Below are 23,879 nucleotides of genomic sequence, written 5' to 3'. Positions count from 1 at the left end.
AGGGCGGATGGGGGTGCGCGCCGACCATCGACCTGGCAAGCGATCACCATCGCAGGGTTGACGGCCCAGCTTGAGTTCCCGAATGGCTGCCCAAACATTGCTTACCTGATAGAACGAGACAGCAAGACGCATGAATCTGGAGCTGGAACAGGGCAAGACGGTCCGGCTGGATGTGTGGCTGTGGGCCGCGCGCTTTTTCAAGACGCGCAGCCTGGCCAAGACGGCAGTGGAGACCGGCAAGGTGGATGTGGCGGGTCAGCGGCCCAAGCCGTCGCGCACGCTGCGCAGCGGCGAGCAATTGCGCATCGACCGCGGTGGCGAAATCTTCGAGGTCACGGTCGCCGCACTCAGCGACGTGCGCGGTCCCGCGCCGGTTGCGCAGGCGCTGTATGTGGAGGGCGATGCCTCACGCGAGGCGCGTTCGCAATGGCGGTTGCAGCGCGCTGCCGAGCGCACCGGTTACCGCGCACCGGAAGGAAAACCAGACAAGCGTGCCCGCCGGTTGATCAACGCGTTGGGCGATATTGACGCGTTGTAAAAAATCGGTGGGTGTGGGGCGCGTGCGTTGCACGGAGGCGGTCAGGGCAGACCATTGCTGTGGCTATTCGGGCGTGCGATTCAGCTGAAAACCTGCGCTCCTGTCGAAGGAAACTCGCTGTTGTTCGGGATGATGGCGATGCTGAGCAGCAACGCATCTGATCAACAGCATCACGGCAGTCGGAAGGCATAGCATTGCGTCTGCACTGCCGCAAAACAAAACGCCCCGGATATCCGGGGCGTTTGCGTTACAGCTGCGGCTTGGAGCGGCTGACAAACCAGAGCGAGCAGTCGTCAGGTGGCTGTGGACAGCGCACTCGGAACCATCATGGATTGTCCATGCCGGTTCCGAGCACCGACGGGGCTTGCCTCGCGGCGAGCACAGTCGGTTTGTTAGCTGCGCTCAAGCCAGATCGAACCGATCCAACTGCATCACCTTGGTCCAGGCAGCGACGAAGTCGTGCACGAACTTCTCCTGTGCATCGGCGCTGGCGTAGACCTCGGCCACCGCACGCAGGATGGAGTTGGAGCCGAACACCAGATCCACGCGTGTGCCGGTCCATTTGTGTTCGCCGCTGCTGCGGTCGCGGCCTTCGTACAGCTCCTTCGCGTCCGAGGTCGCTTTCCATTCGGTGCGCATATCGAGCAGGTTGGCGAAGAAGTCGTTGCTCAGTACGCCGGTGCGGGTGGTGAACACACCATTCTTCACGTCGCCTGCGTTGGCACCGAGCACGCGCAGGCCGCCGACCAGCACAGTCAACTCCGGTGCGGTCAGGGTCAACAGCTGTGCCTTGTCGATCAGCATCGCTTCGGCAGGCACTGCGTAGCGGCGCTTGGCGAAGTTGCGGAATCCATCGGCCACCGGTTCGAGGACGGCGAACGATTCGACATCGGTCTGTTCCTGCGAGGCATCGGTGCGGCCCGGCGCGAACGGCACGGTGACGCTGTGGCCTGCGGCGTGCGCTGCATGTTCCACCGCCGCGTTACCGGCAAGCACGATCAGGTCGGCCAGCGAAATCTTCTTGCCACCCGATTGCGCGGCATTGAAGTCGACCTGGATGCGCTCCAGCGTGCCGAGCACCTTGGCCAGCTGTTCGGGTTGATTGGCCTGCCAGTCCTTTTGCGGTGCCAGGCGGATGCGTGCACCGTTGGCGCCGCCGCGCTTGTCCGAGCCGCGGAAGGTGGACGCCGAGGCCCATGCGGTGGTGACCAGCTGCGCCACGCTCAGGCCCGAAGCGAGGATGGTCTGCTTCAGCGCAGCAGCATCCTGCGCATCGACCAGGGCATGACCGACCGCCGGCACCGGGTCCTGCCACAGCAGTTCTTCGGCCGGCACGTCCGGACCCAGGTAGCGGGCACGCGGACCCATGTCGCGGTGGGTAAGCTTGAACCAGGCGCGTGCAAACGCATCGGCGAACTGGTCCGGGTGGGTGTGGAAGCGGCGCGAGATCGCTTCATACGCCGGGTCAAAACGCAGCGCCAGATCGGTGGTCAGCATGGTGGGGCGATGCTTTTTCGCCGCGTCGTGCGCATCGGGAATGATGGCGTCGGCGTTCTTGGCTACCCACTGGTGCGCGCCGGCCGGGCTCTTGCTCAGTTCCCACTCGAACTTGAACAGATGGTCGAAGAAGTCGTTGCTCCACTGCGCGGGCGTGGTGGTCCAGGTGACTTCCAGGCCGCTGGTGATGGTGTCGGCGCCCTTGCCGCTGCCGTAACGGTTGTGCCAGCCCAGGCCCTGGCTTTCCAGCTCGCCAGCTTCCGGCTCGGCACCGACGTTATCGGCGGGGCCGGCACCGTGGGTCTTGCCGAAGGTGTGCCCGCCGGCGATCAGCGCCACGGTCTCTTCGTCGTTCATCGCCATGCGCGCGAAGGTGTCGCGGATGTCGTGCGCGGCGGCAACCGGGTCGGGCTTGCCGTCCGGGCCTTCCGGGTTGACGTAGATCAGGCCCATCTGCACGGCAGCCAGCGGATTTTCCAGATCGCGGGTGTGCGGCGCTTCGCTGTCGTCGTCCTTGACCAGCACGCCGTGCGCTTCGTCCACGCCCGGCGAGCCGTGCGCATAGCGGTCGTCGCCACCCAACCACTTGGTTTCGCGGCCCCAGTACAGGTCCTGATCCGGCTCCCAGGTGTCTTCGCGGCCAGCGGCAAAGCCGAAGGTCTTGAAGCCCATCGATTCGAGCGCAACGTTGCCGGTGAGGATCATCAGGTCGGCCCAGGAAATGGCCTGGCCGTACTTCTGTTTGATCGGCCACAGCAGGCGGCGCGCCTTGTCCAGGCTCACGTTGTCCGGCCAGCTGTTGAGCGGTGCGAAGCGCTGCTGGCCGCGACCGCCGCCGCCGCGACCGTCGCCGATGCGGTAGGTGCCGGCGCTATGCCAGGCCATGCGCACGAAGAGCGGGCCGTAATGGCCGAAGTCGGCCGGCCACCAGTCCTGCGAGTCGGTCATCAATGCACGCAGTTCCTGCTTGAGCGCGGGCAGGTCGATGCGCTTGAACGCCTCGGCGTAACTAAAGGTCTGGCCCAGCGGGTTGGACTTGGTCGAATGCTGGCTGAGCAGATCCACACGCAATTGCTGCGGCCACCAATCGCGATTGGTGGTTCCGGCGCCGACGACTGCGTGGTTGATCGGGCACTTTGCTTCGGTGGTCATGGCAATACCTATGTGCGTGAGCACTTGGGGAGCTGCGTGCCGATGCGCGACACGTGCTGGTGGAATCGAAGTGGAGCAGTGCGTGAGGCGGGGTCATCGATGACGAAAACAAAGCGGCAGCCGCTCCACGACGGCTGCCGGCCCTGCCGATGCTAGCGGCTGCCTGGCGTCGCAAGTGCGATCTGGCTGACGGGAGACGCAACAGACAGGCGGATGCTTCAGGCGGACTCATCATGGCGGCGTTGGCACACGATAAAGAGCATCGATCATTTGGTGAATTCGAATTATTCAACCATATCGATAGCGTCGCACTATGGATAGCACGGCGGTGCCCACTCGGTGCAGCGCCCCGTGGTCAGCGTTTGCCGAACAGGCTGCCGCCCAACCTCATGACATCGCCCAGACCCAACTGGCCATCGCCATCCTGATCCAGCACGCTGGTCAGCAAACCGCCGGCACCGCCAGTGCTGCGGACCTGCTGATGTTCCTGCGCCAGGGCAGGGCCGAGTTGAGTGCTGGTTGCCGCACCGCCGCCAAGAAACCGTTTGGCCAGGTACGCCATCACGATGGGCGCGAGCAGCTGCAGCAGTTGTCCGGCCTTGCTGGGTTCAAGCCCGGTGGCCTGGCCCAGGCCGGCCGCCGCCTGCGGTGCCTTGTCGCCGAACAGATGGCTCACGATGCCGGCACCGTTGGCTTGCTGCCCGCCAGCCGAACCGCCCAGCAACGCACCGAACAGGCTGCCGATGTCCGGACTGGCGGCGTGATCGCGCTGCAGGGCGCCCAGCAAGGCATCGGTGCCGCCGGCTTGCTGGCTGTTGCGCCCCAGCGCGCCCATCAATAGCGGTAGCGCGGTCTGCACCGCCGATTGGGCCTGCTCGGGCGCAATGCCCAGGCGGCTGGCGAGTTGTTGCAACTGCGGGCCTTGCAATTGCGCGGCTAGCTGATCGGTCAGCGAGGCAGAGGTGGTCATGCGTCGGGTTCCCTGTTGGACAAAGCGTTGCGGCAGGGTGCGCCTGTCGCAGCGTCAGAGCAATCCACCCGCGCACTCGCGCGCGCGAAGCGTGATCCAAGGCGGCTGCGTAGCGCTCACCGCCAAGCGGCGAAGCGAACGCATCTGGTCACGAGAGCAATGGGGTGTTTGCACACTGTGAGTCGAAGAATGAAGCCACCCAACTGCGCTCTAACCAATCCTTAATCCCGACTCCCCAATCCCGCTCTCAGACTAACCAATCCCTAATCCCGACTCCCCAATGCCCGCCCTCACAGCAATGCCTTCAACCGATACAGCGCTTCCAGCGCCTGCTTGGGGGTGAGTTCGTCCGGGTCCAGCGCCTGCAGTGCGTCCTGCGCCGCGGAGGAGGGTGCGGTGAACAGCCCGAACTGTTGCGGGGCATCCAGGGCAGCGGGCGCCATGTGTGCGCTATGACTTTCGCCGCCGCGTTGCTCCAGCTCGGCCAGGCGACGCCGCGCCTGCATCACCGCTGCCTTGGGCAAGCCGGCCAGTGCGGCCACCTGCAGACCGAAGCTGCGATTGGCCGGGCCGTCCTTGACCGCATGCATGAACACCAGACGCTCGCCGTGTTCCACTGCATCCAGATGCACGTTCGCAATGCCGCTGGCGCCGCCTGCATGCGATTCGTCGGCCAGCGCGGTGAGCTCGAAGTAATGCGTGGCAAACAGGGTATAGCAGCGATTGGTGTGCGCCAGATGGCGCGCCACCGCGTCGGCCAAGGCAAGACCGTCGTAGGTGGACGTGCCCCGGCCGATCTCGTCCATCAAGACCAGCGAGTGCGGCGTGGCGTGATGCAGGATGTAGCTGGTCTCGGCCATTTCCACCATGAAGGTGGATTGCCCGCGCGCCAGGTCGTCGCCGGCGCCGATACGGGTGAGGATGCGATCGATCGGCCCGATCACCGCGCGGCTGGCTGGCACGAAGCTGCCGATATGCGCCAGCAACACGATCAACGCGTTCTGTCGCATGTAGGTCGATTTACCGCCCATGTTCGGGCCGGTGATGACCAGCATGCGGCGGTCGGTGTGCAGGTCCAGATCGTTGGGCTCGAACGGTTGGTCGCGCACTGCTTCCACCACCGGGTGGCGGCCGCGTTCAATGCGCAGGCAGGGCGCGCTGTCCAGTTCGGGCTGCGCCCAGTCCAGCGCCTGCGCGCGCTCGGCGAAGGCGGCCAGCACATCCAGCTCGCTCAGTGCGTTGGCGCAGCGCTTGAGGCCTTCCAGCTCGCTGCCCAGCGCATCGAGCAACCCTTCATACAGCAGCTTTTCGCGCGACAGCGAGCGTTCGCGTGCCGACAGCACCTTGTCTTCGAAGCTTTTGAGTTCTTCGGTGATGTAGCGCTCGGCATTGGTCAGGGTCTGACGGCGGCTGTAATGCAGCGGCGCCTTGTCGGCCTGTCCCTTGCTGATCTCGATGTAATACCCGTGCACGCGGTTGTAGCCGACCTTGAGCGTGGCGATGCCGCTGCTGGCGCGTTCGCGTTGTTCCAGGTCGATCAAAAATTGATCGGCATTGGTGGACAGCCGTCGCAACTCATCCAGATCGGCGTCGTAGCCGGTGGCGATGACGCCGCCATCGCTGAGCTTGAGCGGCGGTTGTTCGGCTACCGCGCCGATCAGCAAATGCGCGGTGGCGTCGTGCTCGCCCAGTTCGGCGAACAAGGTTTGCAGGCGCGGGGAATCCAGCGGCGCCAGGATGGTGCGTACCTTCGGCAACAACGCCAGGCCGTCGCGCAGGGTGGAAAAATCGCGCGGGCGTGCCGAGCGCAATGCCACGCGCGTGAGGATGCGTTCCAGATCGCCAAGCGCGCGGAAGGCCTCGCGCACGTCGGCATCGGCGCCGGAATCGATCAGGCTGCCGACCGCGTGGTGACGTTGCATCAGTACATCGCGCAAGCGCAATGGGCGATGCAGCCAGCGTCGCAGCAACCGGCCGCCCATCGGCGTGACCGTGCTGTCGAGTACACCGAGCAAGGTATTGCGGGTATCGCCATCGACGCGCGTGTCCAGCTCCAGATGCCGGCGCGTGGCAGCGTTCATCGAGATCGCTTCGCTGGCCACTTCCATGGCGATGGAGGTCAGATGCGGCAGGCGCTGCTTCTGGGTTTCTTCCACATAGCCGAGCAGCGCGCCGGCGGCAGCGGTGGCGCACGGCTTGTCGTCGATGCCGAAGCCGGACAGGTCGTGCAGCTTGAAGAACGCCAGCAATTGACGACGCCCGCTATCGGCATCGAACAACCACGGCGGCCGGCGACGTACGCCGATGCGCCCGCGTAAAAATTCCGGCCAGTTGTCTTCGTCGGGCACCAGTAGTTCGGCCGGCTCCAGCCGCGCGATCTCCGCTTCCAGCGCGTCGACGCTGTCTACTTCATTGACCAAAAAGCGTCCGCCGGCCAGATCGGCCCAGGCCAGGCCATAGCCTTGCTTGCTGCGCGAGATCGCCATCAACAAGGTGTCGCGTCGCTCGTCCAGCAGCGCCTCGTCGGTGACCGTGCCCGGCGTGACGATGCGCACCACCTTGCGCTCGACCAGACCCTTGGCCAGCGCCGGGTCGCCGATCTGCTCGCAGATCGCCACCGACTCGCCCAAGGCCACCAGCCGCGCCAGATAGCCTTCGTAAGCATGCACCGGCACGCCGGCCATCGGAATCGGCGCGCCACCGGAGCTGCCGCGCTGGGTCAGGGTGATATCGAGCAGCCGCGCCGCCTTGCGCGCATCGTCGTAGAACAGCTCGTAGAAGTCGCCCATACGGAAGAACAGCAGCAGATCGGGGTAGTCCGACTTGGCGGCGAAGAATTGCTTCATGGCAGGCGTGTGTTCCTTCACGTCCTTGGTGTCACTGGTTATCACTTTTAAATCAGTCACTTGATTATTATTGTGTGGTTGAGCAATGGCGGTGAGTAGGGGCGAGTAACGACGAGTGACGGTGTTTTTTGTAGCAATTGAGTAGCGGCGTGGCTGAAATGACGTCAAATCAATGTAGCAACGGGACGTAGAAACGGGCGATGGCGTGCGCTAATGTAGCAATGAAGTGTAGGGGGGATGCAATGACGAAGACCGCGACAAGCGCAAGCAAGAGAGCTGGATCGCTCAAGTTTAATCTGACCTACAACCAAGTCCTGGCCTTGTCCTTGACCAAGGCCCCTGCATGGGACGCGCAGGGCAAGGTCCGCCTCGCTCCCCGGTCGGAGGGCAGGCCCTACTTGGTGTTGGACGGCGGGCCGGGGGCGCCCTCCGGGTTTGGCTTCCGCGTCGGTTCCACAATGACCACTTACGTGGGGCAGAAGCGCGGGCCCGATGGCAAGCCAATCCGCTTCACCCTGGGCAACGTCGCGGATATGCCTCTGGACGAGGCGAGGGAGGTTTGCCGAGAGCACCTAGCGCTGCTCAAGCAAACCGGGAAGAACCCCGTCCACGTCAAACGGCGGCAGCTACTGGAAACCCAGGAGAGAGAATCGGAAAAAGAGTTCGGGGACTTAACCTTGCGGGAGGGGATGGAGCGTTACATCGCGCACCTGGATTCCCGCGCAAAGAACAAGAAGATCAAACCGGTCAGCGTAGATGCGGTGCGCGACAGTTTGTCCCGCCTTTCACGGCCCACTGTTGCCTTGTCGGACAAGACCCTGAGTCAGCTCCAGCTGGAGGTCATCCAGCAAGCCTTTGACGCTTGCCGGATCAGCTCCATGCAACTGTCTAACCGCATTCCCCGGGAAATAAGCAAAAAGCTGGCGGAGGTAGAGGACTGGGCCAAGCTCACCGTTCCCCAGTTGGAAGCGCTGGGCATCACGGGCAAATACATCCAGCGGGTCCGAGCAGCCGGGCTTTCTTCAACCGAGCACACGTTCTCGGACGCCAGGCGAGCGGTTGACTTCATCATCGAAGAGGAGAAAGCGCGCGATCACCAGTTCGGCCGGCCCCAACGCCACTTCTACAACCCCCTGGTCGTTATCCATACTCGGGACATGCTCCGCGAAGCCCACGAACTGCGCAGCCACTACAGCCGCGCCGAGGTTCGCAATCCCTTGGATGACAAAACCCTGCCCAAGGTCCTCAAAGCCATTGCAGCACGGCGGGACGAGCAAGGCGGGCGAAACGCGGCCGGGGCAGACTACCTGCTGCTGACCTTGCTTTGGGGAACCAGGCGTAGCGAAGCGGCGCCGTTGCGGTGGTATGACCGCTGCACCCCGGGTGAGCTGTCGCAGGAACTGGTGTCTTGGGTTTGGCTAGCGGCCCCAGAGGAGATCAACCCAACCACCAAGCGCGCGGGCAGCCAGGTTTACCTGTTTGAAACCAAGAACAAGGAGCAGCGGTTCTTGCCCGTCACCTATTTTGCCGAGCGCGTCCTGCAGCGACGCTTCAACGAGCGCGAGGACGATGGCGGGGCAAAGAAAGGGCTGGAGGCCGCCAAGGCCGCGCTCACCACAGCAATCAAGCGGGGCGGACACTCTGCCCTGATTGAAACCCTTCAGGCCGCGGTTGCCAACGCCGAGCACGCGCTGGATCGAACCCGTTTCGTCTTTCCGGCCAGGTCCCGGCGCAGCAAATCCGGTCACTACTCCGACAGCAAGTCCATCATCGCCAACGTGCGCCGCGACGCCGGGCTGATCGATTTGCGCGAGGAGGTGGACATCGGTCTGACCCCTCACGATTTGCGCCGCACGTTGGGACGCTACGCAGAACGGCTCCACAGCGGCAAAGCCCGGGTCGTATCGCAAATGCTTCACCACAGGGTCAAGGACAAGGAATCCGCTTCTACCGATGCGATCTACACGGAGCAGGAATGGGCTGTTTTACGGGAGGCGTTTGCCCTCGTAGAGGAGCACATGATGGCCAGCAGCCCGAGGGTGTGGAACCGCTGGAAAGGCACGGACAAGCCGCGGCTTGACGAGGTCAACGACCCGCCATCTACGATCTTTGCCGCAAGAAATCAGAAGGTGGCGTTCGATGACGAGGATTGAACCGGTTCGCACAGAAGAGGCTTTCCGTTCCAAAGCCGAAGAGGCCTGGAATGGGGAGTTGATCCGAGCCAAGAGCGCGGGGGGCGGGATGGTGTCCGCCAAGGCTGCGGCGTTGTTCCTGAGCATCCATGCCGACACGCTGGGCGAGTGGCGCCGCCGAATCCCGCCCATGGGCCCACGTTTTCAAAAAGCGTCCGGCAGTGCCCTGGACGGCCCCAACCAGCGGGTGAAATACGATTACGAAGAGCTGGTAGCCTGGAAAGATGGTCAACAAGGCAGAACTGCGAAAGAGCGCCGGTTGAGTTCGGAGTTGGAGCGGCTGAATCAACAGCAGCGGGAGCTGGAACTGGAGAGACAGATCCATGAGGCCAAGGTGGCTCTGGAAAAGCTGCGCAAGAACGCTGGACGCTACGCCGCCTTGGTGACGTCGCACGAGGGCTGGGCAACCTCCCACGCCTGGGCCGTAGTGGAAGGCCTGATCGCCGGGCACGTGCTCACAGTGGGCGAGGACACGTTGGACCGTGCCCTGGCCGACGGTGAGATTTGGGATGCGCCTTTGGCCGACGCGTTGTTGGAGCCGTGGATCAGTGTTGAGGCGCGCGATCCCTTCGATGACGCCATGAAGGATGCGCTAGCTGCCTTCCAGGGAGCCCGGGACCACGCACGCAACCAAGACCGCGCTAGAGGGCTGGAAGACAGGCTGCCGCCGCCCACGGCGCCAGAGAGCACGCGCAAGCCGTTCCGGTTCTGATCGCCTACCATCAGGTTTCCTCTTGGTGGCAAGCCCCCATGTCTCTTGATTCCAAGCAAGAAGTCCTCGTCAAACTGATCGAGCGTTACCGCGAGACCTACGCCCCCGGGAACCCTGAGTTCATGAGCGGCAAGGGCGTGTCATGGGCGCGCCTAAAGCGGGATGTGGAGAAAGAAGCAGTCGCTGATCACCAGGCACGCGCGGCCGCTAGAGCCGGACGCACCCGTCCGAGCGAGTCGAGGCCTTGGACGTCCGCAGAAGCGGCGGGGCTGCTTAACCTATCGCAAAAGGCGTTCCGCGAGTTGGCCAAGAGCGACAGTCCGCCGGGTCCCCTGTTGGTAGACGACGGCACGCACACCGCCGTTCCCATATCTCGGTTGCTGGAATGGGCCGATGCCCACCCCCGTGTCCGACGGTGGCGGGAAAGCCGAGAAGATGGCGAGGTGCTAGGACGGAAGGCCCCAATGCCTCCAAGCGCGCGATTCAAGGTCCTTAAGGAGGGCAAGGTCAACATCACGTTGATCGAGGGCAGGGTTTCGTCGCTGAACCTGGCGGGATGGAGCGCGGAGGAGCGAGAGGCCCTCCTGGATTTGTTCCGAGCGAAAGGCGGCGCTCTGCGGGAAGATAGCCGAGGGATCGTGATGCTTCAGCAGGCCACACTGCCCGAGGCGTTCAAGTTGCCTTGGGCCGACCTGACACTCAAAAATGAGTGGGTGAGCCAATACATAGGAGGTCTGGAAGGCATTAGAAGTGAGCTCCAAGAGCACTTGCAGCGTGTCCAGAACGTGATCCCCAATCTCACACCGGAGGAGGACAAGGTGGATGCCCAGGACGCCCACAAAGCGTTGGTGGAGCAATGGGCCGAAGAAAGCCGAGCGTTAGAGATGCAGGTCAGTGAGGTGCGCGGCGCGATCCTGGACGTGACCCTTCCGCCCGCAGGGCCTCCCATCGAGCGGCCACCGTTTCGGTTCTAAGGTGGAGGCGATCGCTGGAGCGAACGTGCGGCGGCTGCTCGCCGCCGAAGAGCGTAGGGGAAGAAGAGGCAGGGAGGCGCCGGCTTCCGCCGACGCCAGGTCGACCTATCCAAGCCCCCGGCTCACGCCCGGGGCTTTTTTGTGCCCGTCGTCAAGCCAAAGGGGCAACCGCCCCTTTCCGCCAGACGCGATTAGCGGTTCAAAGGATGCTATTCCCACACCAACACGGACCCGCCGACATGCTTCCGATCATCCTCCAGCTCGACCCCGTCGCCGCTCGTCATCACCGGGCCGCGCTGACGCCTCGGGCCTTGGCCGACGTCCTCGCCGACGCGCTTCCGCAGGCCTTGGCCCAGTTCGAGGCGGGCATTGCCCAGTCGGTCATGGTGGCCTGCGGGGACATGACGGCGCTTCAAGCCCACCAGGTTCTCACCCTGCAGATCGCCACCCTGGAGCGCTTCCTTGACGTCCAGGACGCCGCCAACGACTGATGGCCTGACACGCCTGAAGTAGTCCGGGCCAAGCTTGGCCCAACCCCCAACCCTTTCGCGAACGCGGCCAGCCAGCCGTGCTGGCGGAGCTTTGCCCAACCACCAATCAAAACCGGAGATTTACCGATGAATGCTGCAAACGTCCTCGCTGATCACAACGCCCTGTCGCTGCCCAAGGCCCGCAGGAACACCTCCTCCCCACGGGCAACCAAGCTCGCGTCCGCCATGGTCGGTTACGACCGCCTGCCGGCAGCGCAGACCACGGACACGTGGCTCACGCCGCCGGAGCTGATCTGGGGCAATCCGCGCGCAGGCCACACCGGGCTGGGGCCCTTTGCTTTGGATCCTTGCACCCCCGAAGAGGGCATGCCCTGGCCGACTGCGAGCGTGATGCTCAGGCCCAGCGATGACGGCTTGGCAACGCCTTGGCCTGAAGCTGCTCTGGTTTTCATGAACCCACCATTCGGTCGGGGGCAGCAAGCCTGGATGCAGAAGCTGGCCACCCACCCGGGCGGTGGCATCGCGCTGGTGTTTTCCCGGACTGACACGGCTTGGTTCCAGGACCACGTGCTCAACCACCCTGCCACGAGCGCCATCGTGTTCCAGCGGGGGAGGCTGAAGTTTTGCCGTCAGGACGGAACACCTGGGGACGCGCCGCCCTGCGGCCCGGTGTTCGTGGCTTATGGGGAGGAGGCGGCACGCCGGCTTCGCCTGGCGGTTAGCGAAGGGCAGATCCCGGGCGGTTATCTGGACATGGCCCGCGTGGGCGTGGTGGCCGGCGCTGCAGCGGCCGCCAACGGTGAGTAAGCACAGCGTCTGGGAGGAAAAAAGGCCGAAGGCATCGGCCTTTCTCTTCCGGACGCTTTTGCTTTGAGCTGCTTTTTCTTTTGTTTCTCCCGCAAGTGACAGGCGCTTATTACCAGCCACTCATTGGCAAAACCATACGGAAAAGAATCCATCCGTATCCATGTTGTTAGCGTTTCCTGCTGGTTAACGCCTCTGCTGGTTAACGCTCAAATCATAAACCAGCAGCTAAACCAGCAGCTAAAGCCTTACGGGACAAGCTTTTCAAGCTTCTGCTGGTTTGCTGGTTTATTTTTTCAAATTTCTTCTAGCGATGAAAAAATTGAAGTAGTTCGAAAAGTATCAAACTCTCGTGAGACGCAGTGCGTGCGTAAAAGCTATTTTTTTAACCAGCAAACCAGCAGTTAGCTTATTTTTTGAACAAAAATAATAAATATCAATCACTTGAAGTGTTTTTAGTTGCTGGTTTGGGTGCTGGTTTAAGAAAAAGCAGAAAACCAGCAGCAGAGTTAACCAGCAACTAAAAACTTTCTTTTCGCTTTGGGCTTGACGTTGTTCGGAAACCTGCTTTCTTGGATGTATTACACAAGCAATACGGAGATTCCATGCAGCCGCAGAAAACCCCTCAGTCCTCGATTCGAAAGGCCCCGTTCAATGCCCGAATGGAACAGGTGCTGATTGAACGGCTGAAAGCCGACGCCAAGCGTTCGGGCATTTCTCCCAGTGAAAAGCTGCGGCGCATCCTCGACAACGCCTTGCCGCAAGTCGCCTAACCCCACAAATGCGAAACCCCCGCCTGGCAGGGCAAGGGTTCGTTGGAGCTAACTACAATGTCTGAAACCAATCTCGACCAAGATCCGTCCGCCGTCAACCCCTCGAATGTGTCTTTTCTCATCGAAAAGCACTGGGAGAAAAACCGCGCTGACTACACCCGCAACCTGAAGGTGGAGCACCGGGCCCTGGATCGCCACAAACAGGCCAAGCTCAACAAAGGGGAGTTGCGCCCGGAAAGCCTGGATTTCCTGTTTGCTAGCCATCTTCGCTTGGGGCTCGACGGTAACCTCTGGGCCAGCGTCCGCGACGAATCTGCAACCCAGTCCACGTTGGTCTACCGCTGGAACGAAAACCACTGGTCCTTGGTCCACCGCGGCCTGGGCGATGGCCTGGCGTCGGACTGGCTCGATGCCAACATTCCGGCCAAAGCCAGCGACAAGCTCGCCGCCAGTTGCTGGGCCTATGCCCGCACGCGACTGGGCCAGCAAAGCCCGCTGCCGCAGTTGGAAGCCAAGCGGGCGATGGTCCCTTGCGCGGACGCTTACCTGGAAATCACCGCCGACGGCATCCAAGCCCTTGCCCCCAAGCCGCGGTATGGCATGACCCACGCCCTGACCATTGAAACGGGCGCCACGCCCGGGCAGGCCTACACCCCCAAGTCACTGCCCTCGGACAGCTTGCTGGGGAAGTTCCTGGCCCACGCGTTGCCCGATGAGGGCGTGCGTGCCTTGGTGCAGGAACAATGCGGCATGACCCTGCTGCCGGGCTCGTATCAAATCGCCGCATGGTGGTTTGGAGCTGCCGGGAGCGGCAAGTCAACGTTGGCAGAGATGGTGCAGGGCGTGCACAACAAAGTGGCCCGCCTGGACCTGGGCACGTTGAGCGACACCTTCGCGCTGGAAGGCATTCTGGGTAGCCAGTTGATCCTGGTCGATGAAGTGGAATGCGAGAAGTGGAAGGAGGGCACGTTTAAAACCCTCGTCAGCGGCAACGGGATTGCCATCAATCGAAAGCACCTCTCGGTCCTGAACTACCAGAGCAAGGCTAAGTGGATCATCAGCAGCAACGCCGCGCCGTTCTTCCGCGACAAGTCCGGCGGCGTGGCCCGTCGCCTTTCCATCGTGGAGTGGGCCAACGTCATCCCGGCCGACGACCGCATCCCGGACTTCAGCAAGAAGCTGCTGGAAGAAGAGGGGCAGTTGTTCCTGGACTGGATGCTGGAGGGCGCTCGCCGCGTCGTGGCCCGCGGTCGCTTCATGGCCGACCACGAGCTCCCGGAAGCCGCCCGCGCTTACAAGCAGGCGGTCGTCCACAACGCCGATTCCATCGCCGCCTGGGCTCACGCAGACCGCGTTACGTTTGGCGCTGCTGCTGGTAGTGAGCAATGGCAGAGCATCAAGGCCATCCACGCCCGTTACGAGGCTTGGTGCGAAAAGAAGGGCTTTGAGCAGGAAGAAATCCTGTCGCAGCGCCAGTTCACCCGCGGCTTGAAGACCGCCGGGCACCTGCGTGGCCGCCCGTCGAACCGCCGCATCAAAGGTGAACAAGCGGACTGCTACCCCTGCAGCTGGAAAGGCGAGCAGACCGATGCCGAGCGCGCGCAAGAGCAGGAGCTCAAGCGCCTGGATGTCCTGACCCCAGAAGCACGCCAAGCTGAGTTTGAGCAGGCAAGCGCGGCCAACGAGGCTGAGAACTTGGCGCGGGCAGTCGCGGCCGAACGGCAAGACGAGCAGGATTTTGTCGAGATGCCCGAGGCGATCCAGCATCTGTTCGGCTTTACCGTTATGCCCTATGAGCACGTCCAGGCAGAGCGTCGCGTTGAACGGGAGCGTCAAACGAAGAACGCCGCTGCATGGAAGGCGCAAGACCGCAGGGAGTCGGAACACCGCGCCCAGCGAAAGGCCGAGATCGAGAAGAAAAGGGCGAGCGGCCAACCTGGGTGACACTGAACGTGGGTTCGGGGCTTTACATCCGCCGCAGGTGAGGTATTGCAAAGGGGTATCCCTCAGAAAAGGAACCCCTCCCATGCCATCGCCAATCTCCAACATCCCCGACGACGCTTTTCACGAAGAGGCCATCACCGCCGCTGACCTAGAAGGGCCAGATGGCCCCGAATCCGATCCGCAATACCTGCTGATCCAATCGGCCTTCGGCTTCCATGTGAAGTTAGGAAAAGAAGGCGACCTTGGGCTGCGAAGCGAGGATGAGATCGCCGAGCTGGTCCGGCGGGCATTGTTCCATCGCAAGTCCCTGACCTTACACATCGAGCTCTAACCCATCCACCCACAACCACTTGTTTTAAGAGGCGCAGGCGGTTGAAAAAGATTTGAGGCACCACCCCATGTCCAAGTATTCCGATCTCATCCAAGCCACCGCCGAGCGCATGCTCGCCCTCATGCAGCAGGGCACCATTCCTTGGCGCCGGCCCTGGAACGACGCCAGCGCCCCGCAGAACGGCAGCATCCACGGGCCATACAACCCGAGCACTGGCAAAGCCTATCGCGGCTCGAACACGCTGATCCTGAGAGGGGCGCAGCTGGTCAACGGCTACGAGGACAGCCGTTGGCTGACGTATAAGCAAGCGCTGGCTGTTGGCGGACAGGTGCGCCGAGGGGAAGTGGGCCAGCAGATCGCCTACTGGGATTTCTCGAAGACGGGCAAGGCCCAGGAGGGTGAGCAGCCGCCCGCTGAAGGCGAAGAGAAGGGCTACCAAGGCCCATCCGTTTTCGTTGCGACGGTGTTCAACGCCAGCCAGATCGACGGCATGCCCGAGCCCCCGCCACCCTTTGTCATGCCGGAAACGATCCGAAACCTTCGGGTCAAGGAACTGCTGGACAAGCACCAGCCCAAGCTCCACAACGACGGCGGCAACCGCGCGTTCTACAGTGTGATTGCCGATTCGATCCACCTGCCGAAGCACCACACCTTCAGCGACGCCGTGAGCTACCAAGCCACGCTCCTGCACGAGTTGGCCCATTGGACGGGTGCCAAGCCCCGGCTTGACCGAGACCTGAGCGGCCGGTTCGGCAGCGAGGAATACGCAAAAGAGGAGCTGGTTGCAGAGCTGTCCAGCCTCTTCATTTCGGAGCGCTTGGGCATCGCCCTGGGCAAAGAGCACGAAGAGCAGCACGCCGCCTACCTGCAGTCCTGGATGAAAGCCTTGGCTGACGACCCCAGGACCCTGTTTCGCGCGGCCAGTCAGGCAGAGAAGGTCATGACGTTTCTCGACGTCCAGGCATTCGAACGCGAACCGCTACCGCAGATCATGACGGCGCAGGACACAGAGCAGAGACGCGTCAAGGGCTCCAATGAGGCGGGGAGAAGCTCCCGCATACCAGATAAGGAGTGCCGGGTGGCTAATACCTGCATGGATTTCCCGTGAAGGGCTGCAGACGGCAAGTCGTGCTTTAGCTCAGCTCTACCGCTCAGCTGGTGCCAAAGAATTGACGTCGGGTGACTGGGGCTGGAGCATAAAATCCGGCCCAGATATCGGCTAGTATCCAAGAATACTCAGGGAAGAATGGCGGCCAAACGCATGAGCAATGGTGATCCTTTCCATGGAGTGGATTATGGGCTTAGCCTGGGTCAGTCCGTCGATGGTCACTCCCGTGGCGAGCACCCCGAGCATACCCTCGCGCGGCTGAGGCACGAAGAAGAACTTAAAAAGATAGACGCTCGCATGTTGGAGCTGTCGGGGCAGATTGGTGCCACCGGAGGCGGGCATGATCTCGGCAAGGGCTTTCTCGCTGGGCTCGGTGAGTTCTTGCGTGTGGCGTTTAAAGTGTCGGCCGTTTCCACTGCGGTCCTTGCGGTGGTCTTGTCTGTTCTCGTTGCAATGCCTGCGACTCGCTATCACACGCTCTGGGTGATGTCCGAACTGGTCCGAGTCCCCCTGGATGCATTTCCTGCCCATTCTCGCTATGTCTCACCAATAGAGGTGGTGTCCGAGGGACTTTCTATCAATCCCACCAAAACGCGGTTGACGGTCCATCAGTTGCGCCGTTTTGACCTCAACGTTCTCAAGGCGGGAAAGCGCTGGAAGCAGATGAGTGATCAAGAACGCCGCATGTTGCTGGCGGCTTATCGCGGCAAGACCGCATTTGACTCCGGCGAGGAGTTCTTGTTCTTGCGTAAAGATGAAAGAGCACGGTTTGATGAGGCCTTCTCCGAGATGATCAATGATGCTGCTACACAAAGTCAGGCTGTGGCCGACCGGGCTACCCGGCTGCTGAGCGGAATCGGCGATCTGGACGATGCCGCATGGGCTCGCCTAGGGAAGACGTCCTTCTCGGGAAATTGGCGGTCTCGGATTCAATGGCTTTCGAATCAGTTGATGTTCGAAGCGGAACGCGCCAGAAGGATGCAGGGATACCTCAGTATCTCTTTTTAGTCATGAGCTCAATATTTAAGGAGTGATAAATGAAATGGATTCTGGGTTTTCCCTTATTGGTTTTGCTTCGCTGGCCTCCGGCGCCGAGCCGAAGTGGGTGAGGATATTCACGCCTGCACTGAGTGCGCCCGAAGTTTTCTACTCCCCAGCAACCGCTCGCATTGAAAGCGATCGCGGGACGAAGGTGCGGGCTGTCGACGTAAAATGCGGTTGCCGTTGATGGCCAAGAGCATCGTGAGACCTGGAAAGTCGTGGATGCAGAGTGATCATGGTCCAGCGCCATGGGTAAGCCGGAAGATGGTCTTGGCCTGGGTGCTCCACCAAGACGGGGTCATTGCCTATCCCTAAGGCCGGCACCCAGACCCCCGTAGAGGAGAACGTGGCGGCGCTGGACCTGGTGTTGTCGCACGAGGAAATTGTTGAACTGGACAAGGCTTTCCCAGCACCAAGCCGAAGGACCGCTGGAGATGATCAGACCTTCAGCGGCGCAACTACTACCTGGCCTTGTCCACCAGCCACTCAACAAAGCCAAGCTTGACGATCAGCTCCGCGAGGCGATCTCGACCGATGATGTAGACGTTTGGTATCTCTGTCTGAAGATCCTGAGCAGAGTTGTGGATGTAAAACATCTTTACGCCTTCGCGCTGGGCCATTTGCTCAATGTAGCTGTCCAGTTCGGCTTGTTTAGACTTGGCTTTAATTTGGGCAAAAGCGATTTCGCCAGTCAGCGGTAGCTCGAGATCTAGATCAATGGTTTTTTCGCCGCCTCCGCGCTGATTGTTTCGACGCCACCCGCTTGCCGTGGTGATGAGGTCGGCAAGGACTTCGAAGTCCTGCCAGGTGAGTTCGCCGATCAGCGGTTTGACGGATTCAACCAGCGCCTTGTAGGCGACTTCTGCGTCTTCGACGGCCTTGGGGCTCTGGCCATTCAGACGCTGCAAGAGCTGCTTGTGGGCAGACAGCAGGTGGGTTGTGCCTTGGACCCGCGACGCAGCGTTGATGGCACCCGATAAGTTACGGCGGTTGAGGACGTTGCCTTTGCAGTCCTTGTTGGACCAGGCGCCGCGAACCTTGCGGAAACTGTAGCCTTCGGCGCTCTCAGGCAACGGCACGGGCTCTCCGGGTTCTAGGAAACACCAATACAGGTCCCCTGCATAGAAGGTCACCCACAAGGTGGTGCCGTCGTCTTGGAAGTAGGCCTTCAATGCGTTGGTCACGTAAGTAGGAAACCCGGCGCCCCGGTTCTCATCGAGCCAGCCATTTCTGACCCCGACCCAATTGCCGTCCCTCATCTTCTGTAGTTGCTTGGGGTCCGAGGAATCAAAGCCGAAGCACAAGATCTGTCGCTCTTTGATGCTCAGTTGCTCCCACTGGCCTCCTTTACCAAGTTTAATGAAGCGAACGCTGGAGGGTTGGATAGGGAAGGTGGGTCCGGTCATGAGGTTCAACATCTGCGTGCGGGGGCAAACAATAGCTCATGGGTAGTGCTCACGCGCCGGACTAGGAGGTTCCGCGGACCGATGGCAGGGGAAGTCGTCCCAACGGAGCTGCGATCTCTCTAATGTGCGGCGAGTCAATCGCCTGACTTTTCTTACTGAAAAAATCAGCCGGTTCGGACGCGGCTTTAGCTTATCAAGGGGCGGCGAAAGCCGCCTTTCTTTTCGCTCCCCATCCCTTGCGCAACTTCATTTGTTTGTTATGAGTGTATCTACCTACACAAAAAAGGAGGATTCATGCGTATTGCTACTGTTTCGGCTGTCGCCGGCTCTCTGCTCGCTCTGGCTGGCTGCTCGTCTGAAAAGATGGCAGGTTCGCCCCCATCTGAAGACCCACAGGTTGGCTACGTGGTCCTGTCTGTTGAACCGGTAGAGAACACCACTGAAAGCGTGCGCTCGCACCAGGCCGTCGGGGTGGAAGGCGTCTGGCCGCCAGGTTTTGATGGCGGCTTGGTCCTCTACCGCCTGATTGGACCGAAGGATGTCAAACGGGCGATCGTCCAGCCAGCCTTTGCTAATGGGCGGCCTGCGCTCCAACCCAATGACGGTGTATTCGTCCATGGGAATGGTCCCTTTGCATCCGTTGTCGCCGCGCCCATTGGGCCGACTCCAGCGCCCTTCATCCGCACGGATCGGCCATCAGGCCCAGGGGCACTGGTGAAGGTGATGCGTGCAGAGGAAGCCGGTGACAAAATACAGGTCGCCTACCTGGATATTGATGGCGCCCGCGTGAAGGAGCTCGTTGTGAGTAAGTCCGGTCAACTGACCGTGGACTACTTTCGCTCCACATCCTTCGCCTGCATATACGGCTCTGGAGCGTCGGCCAAGATCTATCCCCACTGGTCCAATCAGTTGAAGTGTGGCTGAAGGAGAGAGGCGGCGAAAGCCGCCTTTCCCTTGTCTGAGCCCCTTGCGCAACTCCAACTCTTTGTTATGGGTATATCAACCCACACGAAAAAGGAGCATCCATGCGCGCACTCATGTTTTCCCTGGCCATCGCCAGCCTGTTCCCGCTGACGGCCTCTGCTGCCGATTCCACCTCCGCCGGCCGTTACGGCACATCTGAAGCCCTGTCGGTCCAGAGCGCCCGTCTGGGTGAAGTCCTGATGGTCCGCTCGGTGGACATCAAGAGCGACAAACGCCTGAACGCTGGAGGCGCCATAGGTGCGGCCGCCGGCTACGGTGCCGCCCGCGAGCTCAAAGGCGACTACCGCAGCGCCGCGCGTGTAGCGGGAGGGGTGATTGGGGGCGTCGCCGGAACTGCCATCCAGAACGGGATCAGCAAGCGCCCAGGCATCGAGATCTACGTGCGCGATCTGGAAAGCGGCAAGGTCCAGGCGATCGTGCAATCCGCGGATCTGCTGGTTCGCGCCGGTGACAAGGTGTTCTTGACGGGGAAGGGCAGCAAGACCCGCGTCGTGCCGATTGAGGGGCAGCGCTGATGTACATGCGTCTTCCCCTCCATGTCATCGCCCGGCAACACGGGCTCTTGGTCTCAGAAAGTGACCTTGAAGCAGCGTTGGTCACTGGATGGCGGCCCGCCCTCTATCGCATTGAAGACGGCCCCATGGCCACCATCCTGCGCGGCGGCGGATCGTTCACTTCGGATGCCCCATGCGTGACCCCGTCTTGGGCGCAGGGCTGGGGCAGCGCCTTCCCATACTCGGCGCGCCCCATTTCTCGTGTGGATGCCCGCGCGCGACGTGGGCCGCCTGCACCCTATGCCACGGGTTGTCGCGGCCGCGGCGTTGAAGGTCGCGGAGAGCCGGGGGAGACCGCATGAGCTATCTGATTCTGCTCGCGCTTTTGATGACCCCATTGACGCTTTACTTCAACGCCTACCGCGTCCGGTGCATCGTTGACTACGACGGCGAAGATGCCTACCGGCCGCAGCACATGCATAACCTCTTCTTTGTTTCGCTGGAGGTCATGACCCTCGTTCCGATCATGGGAGTCGAGGTGCTGCGCCAGATAAACGGCACATCGATGCTCGGCTTGGCTGGTCTTTCTTGTCTCCTGGTGGCGTGTGGGCTTGCTGTGTGGCTTGGAAGCAATCGTTACGACACGGAAGACAACGACGACGATGATGATGACGACGATGATCGGGGTAGGCGGACGATCGTCGAAGAGGAGAACGAGCAGCCCACGTGGAGGTTGGGATGAGTTCTTGGACGGTTCTTGCCATCTTCGCGGGCGGGCTGTTCCTGGTCGTTGCCGTTCCGTTCTGGTCCGGTCGCCGCTACCGTGCTGCCATGACCGCGTATCGCCGACTGAAGGCCGGGGAGACGACGCCGCGACTTCACTTGGACGCCATTGTGCACGGCGCCGGCTTTGGGCTCGGGGTGCTGCTGACGCTGGCATTTTTCTTCCGCTCCGGCTTCAACGCGTGGCAGGACACGGCCAACGGTCGCATGGGCTTGCTCGCCCTCGCATCTATCTCCCTTATCTGTCTGTTGTTCTTCCGCATGGGGAAGGAGGGCAGGCGATGAAACGGAATCCTTCCACTCTATTCGCCCCTGATGCCATTGCGGACCTCGGGCATGCAGCTCTGGTGCCGATGCCTCCGGAAATCCTGGTGCTTTACCGAGCCTGCCAGCGAAACACACCATGGGGCACGGGGGTGGACGACGTTTTTTCCGCTGACCGCCTTGCCCGCGGGGAGAAGGAGCAGATCGCGCAGGCCGAACGCCTAGACCCATGTGATGCCATGCCTTCTAGGCTCGAGGAGCGTCGCGATGCCTATGTGCGCCAGCGCCGTTATGCGGTGCGTGCCGGGATTGATGCGGGCATGGCTCATGTGGCCATCGCAAGAGCGCTGGGGGTGTCGCCCGGCGTCATGCGTGGCGACCTCAAGGCTAGCGCCCGATGAGCCCACGCAAAGGCTTCCTAGGCGGGCAGTCCTCAGAGCAAGTCCAAGCCGTGCTGGATCAGGGCGTCACTCAGCGCGCCTTGGCCGAACGGGTAGGGGTCACGCACCAGGCCGTAAGCCGCTTTGTGCACCGCCATGGCCTACTTTCTGTGGGGCTGCAGGCCTACCGATCACGGCAAGCTGAGCAAGTGGCTCAACGCCGTCGGCAGGTGCGGCAGCTGCTGGAAGAGGGGCGGACTTCGGCAGAGGTGGCGGCCCGGTTGGGGGTGTCCATCGCCACGGTCAATCTCGACCGTCAAGTGTTGGGCTTGGGCGGCACCCCAATCCGATCCAAGCAACGCAACTTGCGTGGGCTGACTTGGGAGCAGGTTCAGGCCCGTTTAAAGGCCGTCAGTAGAGCCCAGTTGGCCCGGGAGCTAGGGGTCAGCAGCTCGGCGGTCTACCGCTATTGCAAGAAGACAGGCTTCATCGCCTCCTAGTAGGGGGGGCTCCTAGCGGTCCAATCCTCCGGTAGGCCATGTCCAAGGACCGCGATTTAGCTCTGCTCTCTCTAAGGCTCGTCCGATCAGGCACTTACGGGCGGTGATGGTCGGGAACGTTGGCCCAGAGGCGCTGCTGAACGATACTTGGGGCCTGTTCGATCGGATGTATTAGATGCCGCTGCTCAACTGGTCCGACCGTGATGAAGACCTGACCCGTTCCGCCCTGACGCCCTACCGCCTCTTGGAGCCGGTGGCCAGTCTGTCCTATGGGGAAGTGGACTCTCCGAACATGCTGATCGAAGGCGACAACCTGGATGCATTGAAGGCCTTGCTGCCTTACTACGCAGGGCAGGTGAAGTGCATCTTCATCGATCCGCCTTACAACACCAAGAGCGCATTCGAACAATACGACGACAACTTGGAGCACGCCCAATGGCTGTCGATGATCTATCCGCGGCTAGAGCTCCTGAAAGAGCTTCTTAGCGAAGATGGAGCGATATGGATCGCGCTGGACGACAACGAGGCGCACTATTTCAAAGTCATCGCTGATGAGATTTTCAAGCGGAGCAACTTCGTTGCAACCGTAATCTGGCAGAAAATCTACTCGCCCAAGAATTCGGCGAGGCACTTTTCCGTGGATCACGACTACCTCTTCGTTTACGCGAAGAATGCGGAAAAATGGGCACCCAATCCCATGCCGCGGACCGAGAAGCAGGACAAGGCATACAAGAACCCGGATGGCGACAGTCGAGGCCTATGGAAGGCAGGGGATCTTTCTGCCCGGAACTATTACGGTGCAGGAACTTACCCGATCACTACGCCCTCCGGGCGTGTCATTCCTGGACCACCGAACGGAATGTTCTGGCGTGTTTCGGAGCCGCGGCTAAGGGAGCTGGATGCGGACCGGCGGATCTGGTGGGGCAAGGATGGCAATAACGTCCCTGCTATCAAGCGATTTCTTTCGGAGGTCAAACAAGGTCGCGTTCCTCAGACCTTCTGGCCCTACGAGGAAGTCGGCCATACTCAAGATGCGAAGAAGGAGGTGGTTGCCCTATTTGGAGACGACCATTTTGCGACACCAAAGCCGGAGGCACTGCTGAAGCGCGTTATCGAAATGACAACTCAGCCGGGCGATATCGTGCTGGACAGCTTCTTAGGTTCGGGAACTACCGCTGCTGTTGCCCAGAAGCTGGCCCGGAACTGGATTGGAATCGAGATGGGTGAGCACGCCCGGACTCGCTGCCAAGCTCGTCTCGCAAAGGTGGTAGACGGTGAACAGGGCGGAATTTCGGCTTTGGTGGATTGGAAGGGCGGAGGCGGCTTCCGCTTCTACAAGCTAGGCGTGCCCGTCTTTGATGACGAAGGCCACATCCGCGCGGGCATCAGGTTCGAGCACTTAGCTGCCCACGTTTGGTTTGCCGAAACAGGCACTGCACGCTCAACCCGTGCTCCTAAGCAGCCATTCCTGGGCGAGCACCAAGGAATCGGCTACTACCTGCTGTTCAACGGGATCTTGGGCGATGAAAGCAAGGCCGGCGGTAACGTGCTGACCAAGCGGGTGTTGAAAGGCCTGCAGCCCTTTGATGGTCCCAAGGTGATCTACGGCGAGTCGTGCGACTTGCCCAAGGAGCGGCTGGAGGAGCTCCAAATCACCTTCAAGCAGACCCCCTACGACATCAAGGCACGCTAAGC

At 61.5% G+C, this 23,879-nt stretch carries 22 protein-coding genes and 1 other RNA gene; 18 read left to right on the top strand and 5 right to left on the bottom strand.

Annotation, left to right across the window (positions count from 1 at the left end):
- The first annotated feature begins 130 nt into the window (after positions 1 to 130).
- On the top strand, positions 131 to 538 hold the full coding sequence (locus ABQZ00_RS13810) for an RNA-binding S4 domain-containing protein (protein WP_055845428.1): 408 nt from the start codon (positions 131 to 133) through the stop codon (positions 536 to 538).
- Positions 539 to 805: 267 nt separating this feature from the next.
- Here ABQZ00_RS13810 and ABQZ00_RS13805 read toward each other — a convergent pair.
- From ABQZ00_RS13805 to mutS, 4 genes are all read right to left on the bottom strand, one after another.
- A non-coding RNA gene (locus ABQZ00_RS13805) (sX9 sRNA) lies at positions 806 to 878 on the bottom strand.
- A gap of 62 nt (positions 879 to 940) precedes the next feature.
- Positions 941 to 3,187: a catalase/peroxidase HPI gene (katG, locus tag ABQZ00_RS13800; RefSeq protein WP_323538036.1), complete on the bottom strand. Its 2,247-nt coding sequence runs from the start codon at positions 3,185 to 3,187 to the stop codon at positions 941 to 943.
- A 355-nt stretch (positions 3,188 to 3,542) separates the two neighbouring features.
- Positions 3,543 to 4,157 carry a DUF937 domain-containing protein gene (locus tag ABQZ00_RS13795; RefSeq protein WP_323538037.1) on the bottom strand — a complete coding sequence of 205 codons (615 nt, stop codon included), beginning with the start codon at positions 4,155 to 4,157 and terminating at the stop codon, positions 3,543 to 3,545.
- Positions 4,158 to 4,447: 290 nt separating this feature from the next.
- Positions 4,448 to 7,003: a DNA mismatch repair protein MutS gene (gene mutS, locus ABQZ00_RS13790; RefSeq protein ID WP_323538038.1), complete on the bottom strand. Its 2,556-nt coding sequence runs from the start codon at positions 7,001 to 7,003 to the stop codon at positions 4,448 to 4,450.
- Between the two features lie 242 nt (positions 7,004 to 7,245).
- Between mutS and ABQZ00_RS13785 the strand changes: the two genes are divergently transcribed.
- From ABQZ00_RS13785 to ABQZ00_RS13740, 10 genes are all read left to right on the top strand, one after another.
- Positions 7,246 to 9,156 carry an integrase arm-type DNA-binding domain-containing protein gene (locus ABQZ00_RS13785; protein ID WP_323538039.1) on the top strand — a complete coding sequence of 637 codons (1,911 nt, stop codon included), beginning with the start codon at positions 7,246 to 7,248 and terminating at the stop codon, positions 9,154 to 9,156.
- Positions 9,143 to 9,907, top strand: a complete 765-nt coding sequence (locus tag ABQZ00_RS13780; protein ID WP_323538040.1) for a nucleotide-binding protein — start codon at positions 9,143 to 9,145, stop codon at positions 9,905 to 9,907. The genes ABQZ00_RS13785 and ABQZ00_RS13780 overlap by 14 nt, the downstream gene beginning before the upstream one ends.
- 38 nt (positions 9,908 to 9,945) lie before the next feature.
- The gene (locus tag ABQZ00_RS13775) at positions 9,946 to 10,881 is read left to right on the top strand and encodes a hypothetical protein (RefSeq protein ID WP_323538041.1); all 936 of its coding nucleotides are present in this window, start codon (positions 9,946 to 9,948) and stop codon (positions 10,879 to 10,881) included.
- A gap of 239 nt (positions 10,882 to 11,120) precedes the next feature.
- Positions 11,121 to 11,372, top strand: a complete 252-nt coding sequence (locus ABQZ00_RS13770) for a hypothetical protein (RefSeq protein WP_323538042.1) — start codon at positions 11,121 to 11,123, stop codon at positions 11,370 to 11,372.
- Between the two features lie 126 nt (positions 11,373 to 11,498).
- Positions 11,499 to 12,179: a DNA N-6-adenine-methyltransferase gene (locus ABQZ00_RS13765; RefSeq protein ID WP_233369400.1), complete on the top strand. Its 681-nt coding sequence runs from the start codon at positions 11,499 to 11,501 to the stop codon at positions 12,177 to 12,179.
- 602 nt (positions 12,180 to 12,781) lie between these two features.
- Positions 12,782 to 12,949 (top strand): DUF3450 domain-containing protein, encoded by a 168-nt coding sequence (locus ABQZ00_RS13760; protein WP_146091519.1) that lies wholly within the window; start codon positions 12,782 to 12,784, stop codon positions 12,947 to 12,949.
- Positions 12,950 to 13,006: 57 nt separating this feature from the next.
- Positions 13,007 to 14,893: a DNA primase family protein gene (locus ABQZ00_RS13755; RefSeq protein WP_323538043.1), complete on the top strand. Its 1,887-nt coding sequence runs from the start codon at positions 13,007 to 13,009 to the stop codon at positions 14,891 to 14,893.
- 82 nt (positions 14,894 to 14,975) lie between these two features.
- Positions 14,976 to 15,224 carry a hypothetical protein gene (locus tag ABQZ00_RS13750; RefSeq protein WP_180313369.1) on the top strand — a complete coding sequence of 83 codons (249 nt, stop codon included), beginning with the start codon at positions 14,976 to 14,978 and terminating at the stop codon, positions 15,222 to 15,224.
- A gap of 67 nt (positions 15,225 to 15,291) precedes the next feature.
- Positions 15,292 to 16,332, top strand: a complete 1,041-nt coding sequence (locus ABQZ00_RS13745; RefSeq protein ID WP_323538044.1) for an ArdC family protein — start codon at positions 15,292 to 15,294, stop codon at positions 16,330 to 16,332.
- 138 nt (positions 16,333 to 16,470) lie between these two features.
- Positions 16,471 to 17,340, top strand: coding sequence for a hypothetical protein (locus tag ABQZ00_RS13740; RefSeq protein WP_323539617.1), 870 nt, complete (start codon positions 16,471 to 16,473; stop codon positions 17,338 to 17,340).
- Between the two features lie 494 nt (positions 17,341 to 17,834).
- On the opposite strand, the gene ABQZ00_RS13735 is transcribed toward ABQZ00_RS13740, so the two are convergent.
- Positions 17,835 to 18,779, bottom strand: a complete 945-nt coding sequence (locus tag ABQZ00_RS13735; protein WP_323538046.1) for a hypothetical protein — start codon at positions 18,777 to 18,779, stop codon at positions 17,835 to 17,837.
- Positions 18,780 to 19,073: 294 nt separating this feature from the next.
- Between ABQZ00_RS13735 and ABQZ00_RS13730 the strand changes: the two genes are divergently transcribed.
- From ABQZ00_RS13730 to ABQZ00_RS13700, 7 genes are all read left to right on the top strand, one after another.
- On the top strand, positions 19,074 to 19,703 hold the full coding sequence (locus ABQZ00_RS13730) for a hypothetical protein (protein WP_323538047.1): 630 nt from the start codon (positions 19,074 to 19,076) through the stop codon (positions 19,701 to 19,703).
- A gap of 101 nt (positions 19,704 to 19,804) precedes the next feature.
- Positions 19,805 to 20,278, top strand: coding sequence for a hypothetical protein (locus tag ABQZ00_RS13725; RefSeq protein ID WP_323538048.1), 474 nt, complete (start codon positions 19,805 to 19,807; stop codon positions 20,276 to 20,278).
- 337 nt (positions 20,279 to 20,615) lie between these two features.
- Positions 20,616 to 20,999, top strand: coding sequence for a hypothetical protein (locus ABQZ00_RS13720; RefSeq protein WP_323538049.1), 384 nt, complete (start codon positions 20,616 to 20,618; stop codon positions 20,997 to 20,999).
- On the top strand, positions 20,996 to 21,325 hold the full coding sequence (locus tag ABQZ00_RS13715; protein WP_323538050.1) for a hypothetical protein: 330 nt from the start codon (positions 20,996 to 20,998) through the stop codon (positions 21,323 to 21,325). The genes ABQZ00_RS13720 and ABQZ00_RS13715 overlap by 4 nt, the downstream gene beginning before the upstream one ends.
- On the top strand, positions 21,322 to 21,705 hold the full coding sequence (locus ABQZ00_RS13710) for a hypothetical protein (RefSeq protein WP_323538051.1): 384 nt from the start codon (positions 21,322 to 21,324) through the stop codon (positions 21,703 to 21,705). The genes ABQZ00_RS13715 and ABQZ00_RS13710 overlap by 4 nt, the downstream gene beginning before the upstream one ends.
- Entirely contained in the window at positions 21,702 to 22,184 is a 483-nt protein-coding gene (locus ABQZ00_RS13705) for a hypothetical protein (protein ID WP_323538052.1), read from the top strand. The genes ABQZ00_RS13710 and ABQZ00_RS13705 overlap by 4 nt, the downstream gene beginning before the upstream one ends.
- A gap of 175 nt (positions 22,185 to 22,359) precedes the next feature.
- Positions 22,360 to 23,877: a site-specific DNA-methyltransferase gene (locus tag ABQZ00_RS13700; RefSeq protein WP_323538053.1), complete on the top strand. Its 1,518-nt coding sequence runs from the start codon at positions 22,360 to 22,362 to the stop codon at positions 23,875 to 23,877.
- Positions 23,878 to 23,879 lie beyond the last annotated feature (2 nt).

It is taken from the genome of Xanthomonas sp. WHRI 10204 (genome assembly GCF_040202875.1).
Lineage (GTDB): Bacteria > Pseudomonadota > Gammaproteobacteria > Xanthomonadales > Xanthomonadaceae > Xanthomonas.
The sequence above is the reverse complement of the archived record's forward strand: the minus strand, read 5'-3'. Positions and strand labels throughout refer to the sequence as shown.

Coding starts and splice junctions, on each gene's coding strand:
- ABQZ00_RS13720 (WP_323538049.1), top strand. CDS start 20,616: ATGAGCTATCTGATTCTGCTCGCGCTTTTGATGACCCCATTGACGCTT.
- ABQZ00_RS13755 (WP_323538043.1), top strand. CDS start 13,007: ATGTCTGAAACCAATCTCGACCAAGATCCGTCCGCCGTCAACCCCTCG.
- ABQZ00_RS13710 (WP_323538051.1), top strand. CDS start 21,322: ATGAAACGGAATCCTTCCACTCTATTCGCCCCTGATGCCATTGCGGAC.
- ABQZ00_RS13705 (WP_323538052.1), top strand. CDS start 21,702: ATGAGCCCACGCAAAGGCTTCCTAGGCGGGCAGTCCTCAGAGCAAGTC.
- ABQZ00_RS13765 (WP_233369400.1), top strand. CDS start 11,499: ATGAATGCTGCAAACGTCCTCGCTGATCACAACGCCCTGTCGCTGCCC.
- ABQZ00_RS13770 (WP_323538042.1), top strand. CDS start 11,121: ATGCTTCCGATCATCCTCCAGCTCGACCCCGTCGCCGCTCGTCATCAC.
- ABQZ00_RS13760 (WP_146091519.1), top strand. CDS start 12,782: ATGCAGCCGCAGAAAACCCCTCAGTCCTCGATTCGAAAGGCCCCGTTC.
- ABQZ00_RS13735 (WP_323538046.1), bottom strand. CDS start 18,779: ATGACCGGACCCACCTTCCCTATCCAACCCTCCAGCGTTCGCTTCATT.
- ABQZ00_RS13785 (WP_323538039.1), top strand. CDS start 7,246: ATGACGAAGACCGCGACAAGCGCAAGCAAGAGAGCTGGATCGCTCAAG.
- ABQZ00_RS13740 (WP_323539617.1), top strand. CDS start 16,471: ATGGCGGCCAAACGCATGAGCAATGGTGATCCTTTCCATGGAGTGGAT.
- ABQZ00_RS13750 (WP_180313369.1), top strand. CDS start 14,976: ATGCCATCGCCAATCTCCAACATCCCCGACGACGCTTTTCACGAAGAG.
- ABQZ00_RS13730 (WP_323538047.1), top strand. CDS start 19,074: ATGCGTATTGCTACTGTTTCGGCTGTCGCCGGCTCTCTGCTCGCTCTG.
- ABQZ00_RS13810 (WP_055845428.1), top strand. CDS start 131: ATGAATCTGGAGCTGGAACAGGGCAAGACGGTCCGGCTGGATGTGTGG.
- ABQZ00_RS13780 (WP_323538040.1), top strand. CDS start 9,143: ATGACGAGGATTGAACCGGTTCGCACAGAAGAGGCTTTCCGTTCCAAA.
- ABQZ00_RS13700 (WP_323538053.1), top strand. CDS start 22,360: ATGCCGCTGCTCAACTGGTCCGACCGTGATGAAGACCTGACCCGTTCC.
- ABQZ00_RS13715 (WP_323538050.1), top strand. CDS start 20,996: ATGAGTTCTTGGACGGTTCTTGCCATCTTCGCGGGCGGGCTGTTCCTG.
- katG (WP_323538036.1), bottom strand. CDS start 3,187: ATGACCACCGAAGCAAAGTGCCCGATCAACCACGCAGTCGTCGGCGCC.
- ABQZ00_RS13795 (WP_323538037.1), bottom strand. CDS start 4,157: ATGACCACCTCTGCCTCGCTGACCGATCAGCTAGCCGCGCAATTGCAA.
- ABQZ00_RS13775 (WP_323538041.1), top strand. CDS start 9,946: ATGTCTCTTGATTCCAAGCAAGAAGTCCTCGTCAAACTGATCGAGCGT.
- ABQZ00_RS13745 (WP_323538044.1), top strand. CDS start 15,292: ATGTCCAAGTATTCCGATCTCATCCAAGCCACCGCCGAGCGCATGCTC.
- mutS (WP_323538038.1), bottom strand. CDS start 7,003: ATGAAGCAATTCTTCGCCGCCAAGTCGGACTACCCCGATCTGCTGCTG.
- ABQZ00_RS13725 (WP_323538048.1), top strand. CDS start 19,805: ATGCGCGCACTCATGTTTTCCCTGGCCATCGCCAGCCTGTTCCCGCTG.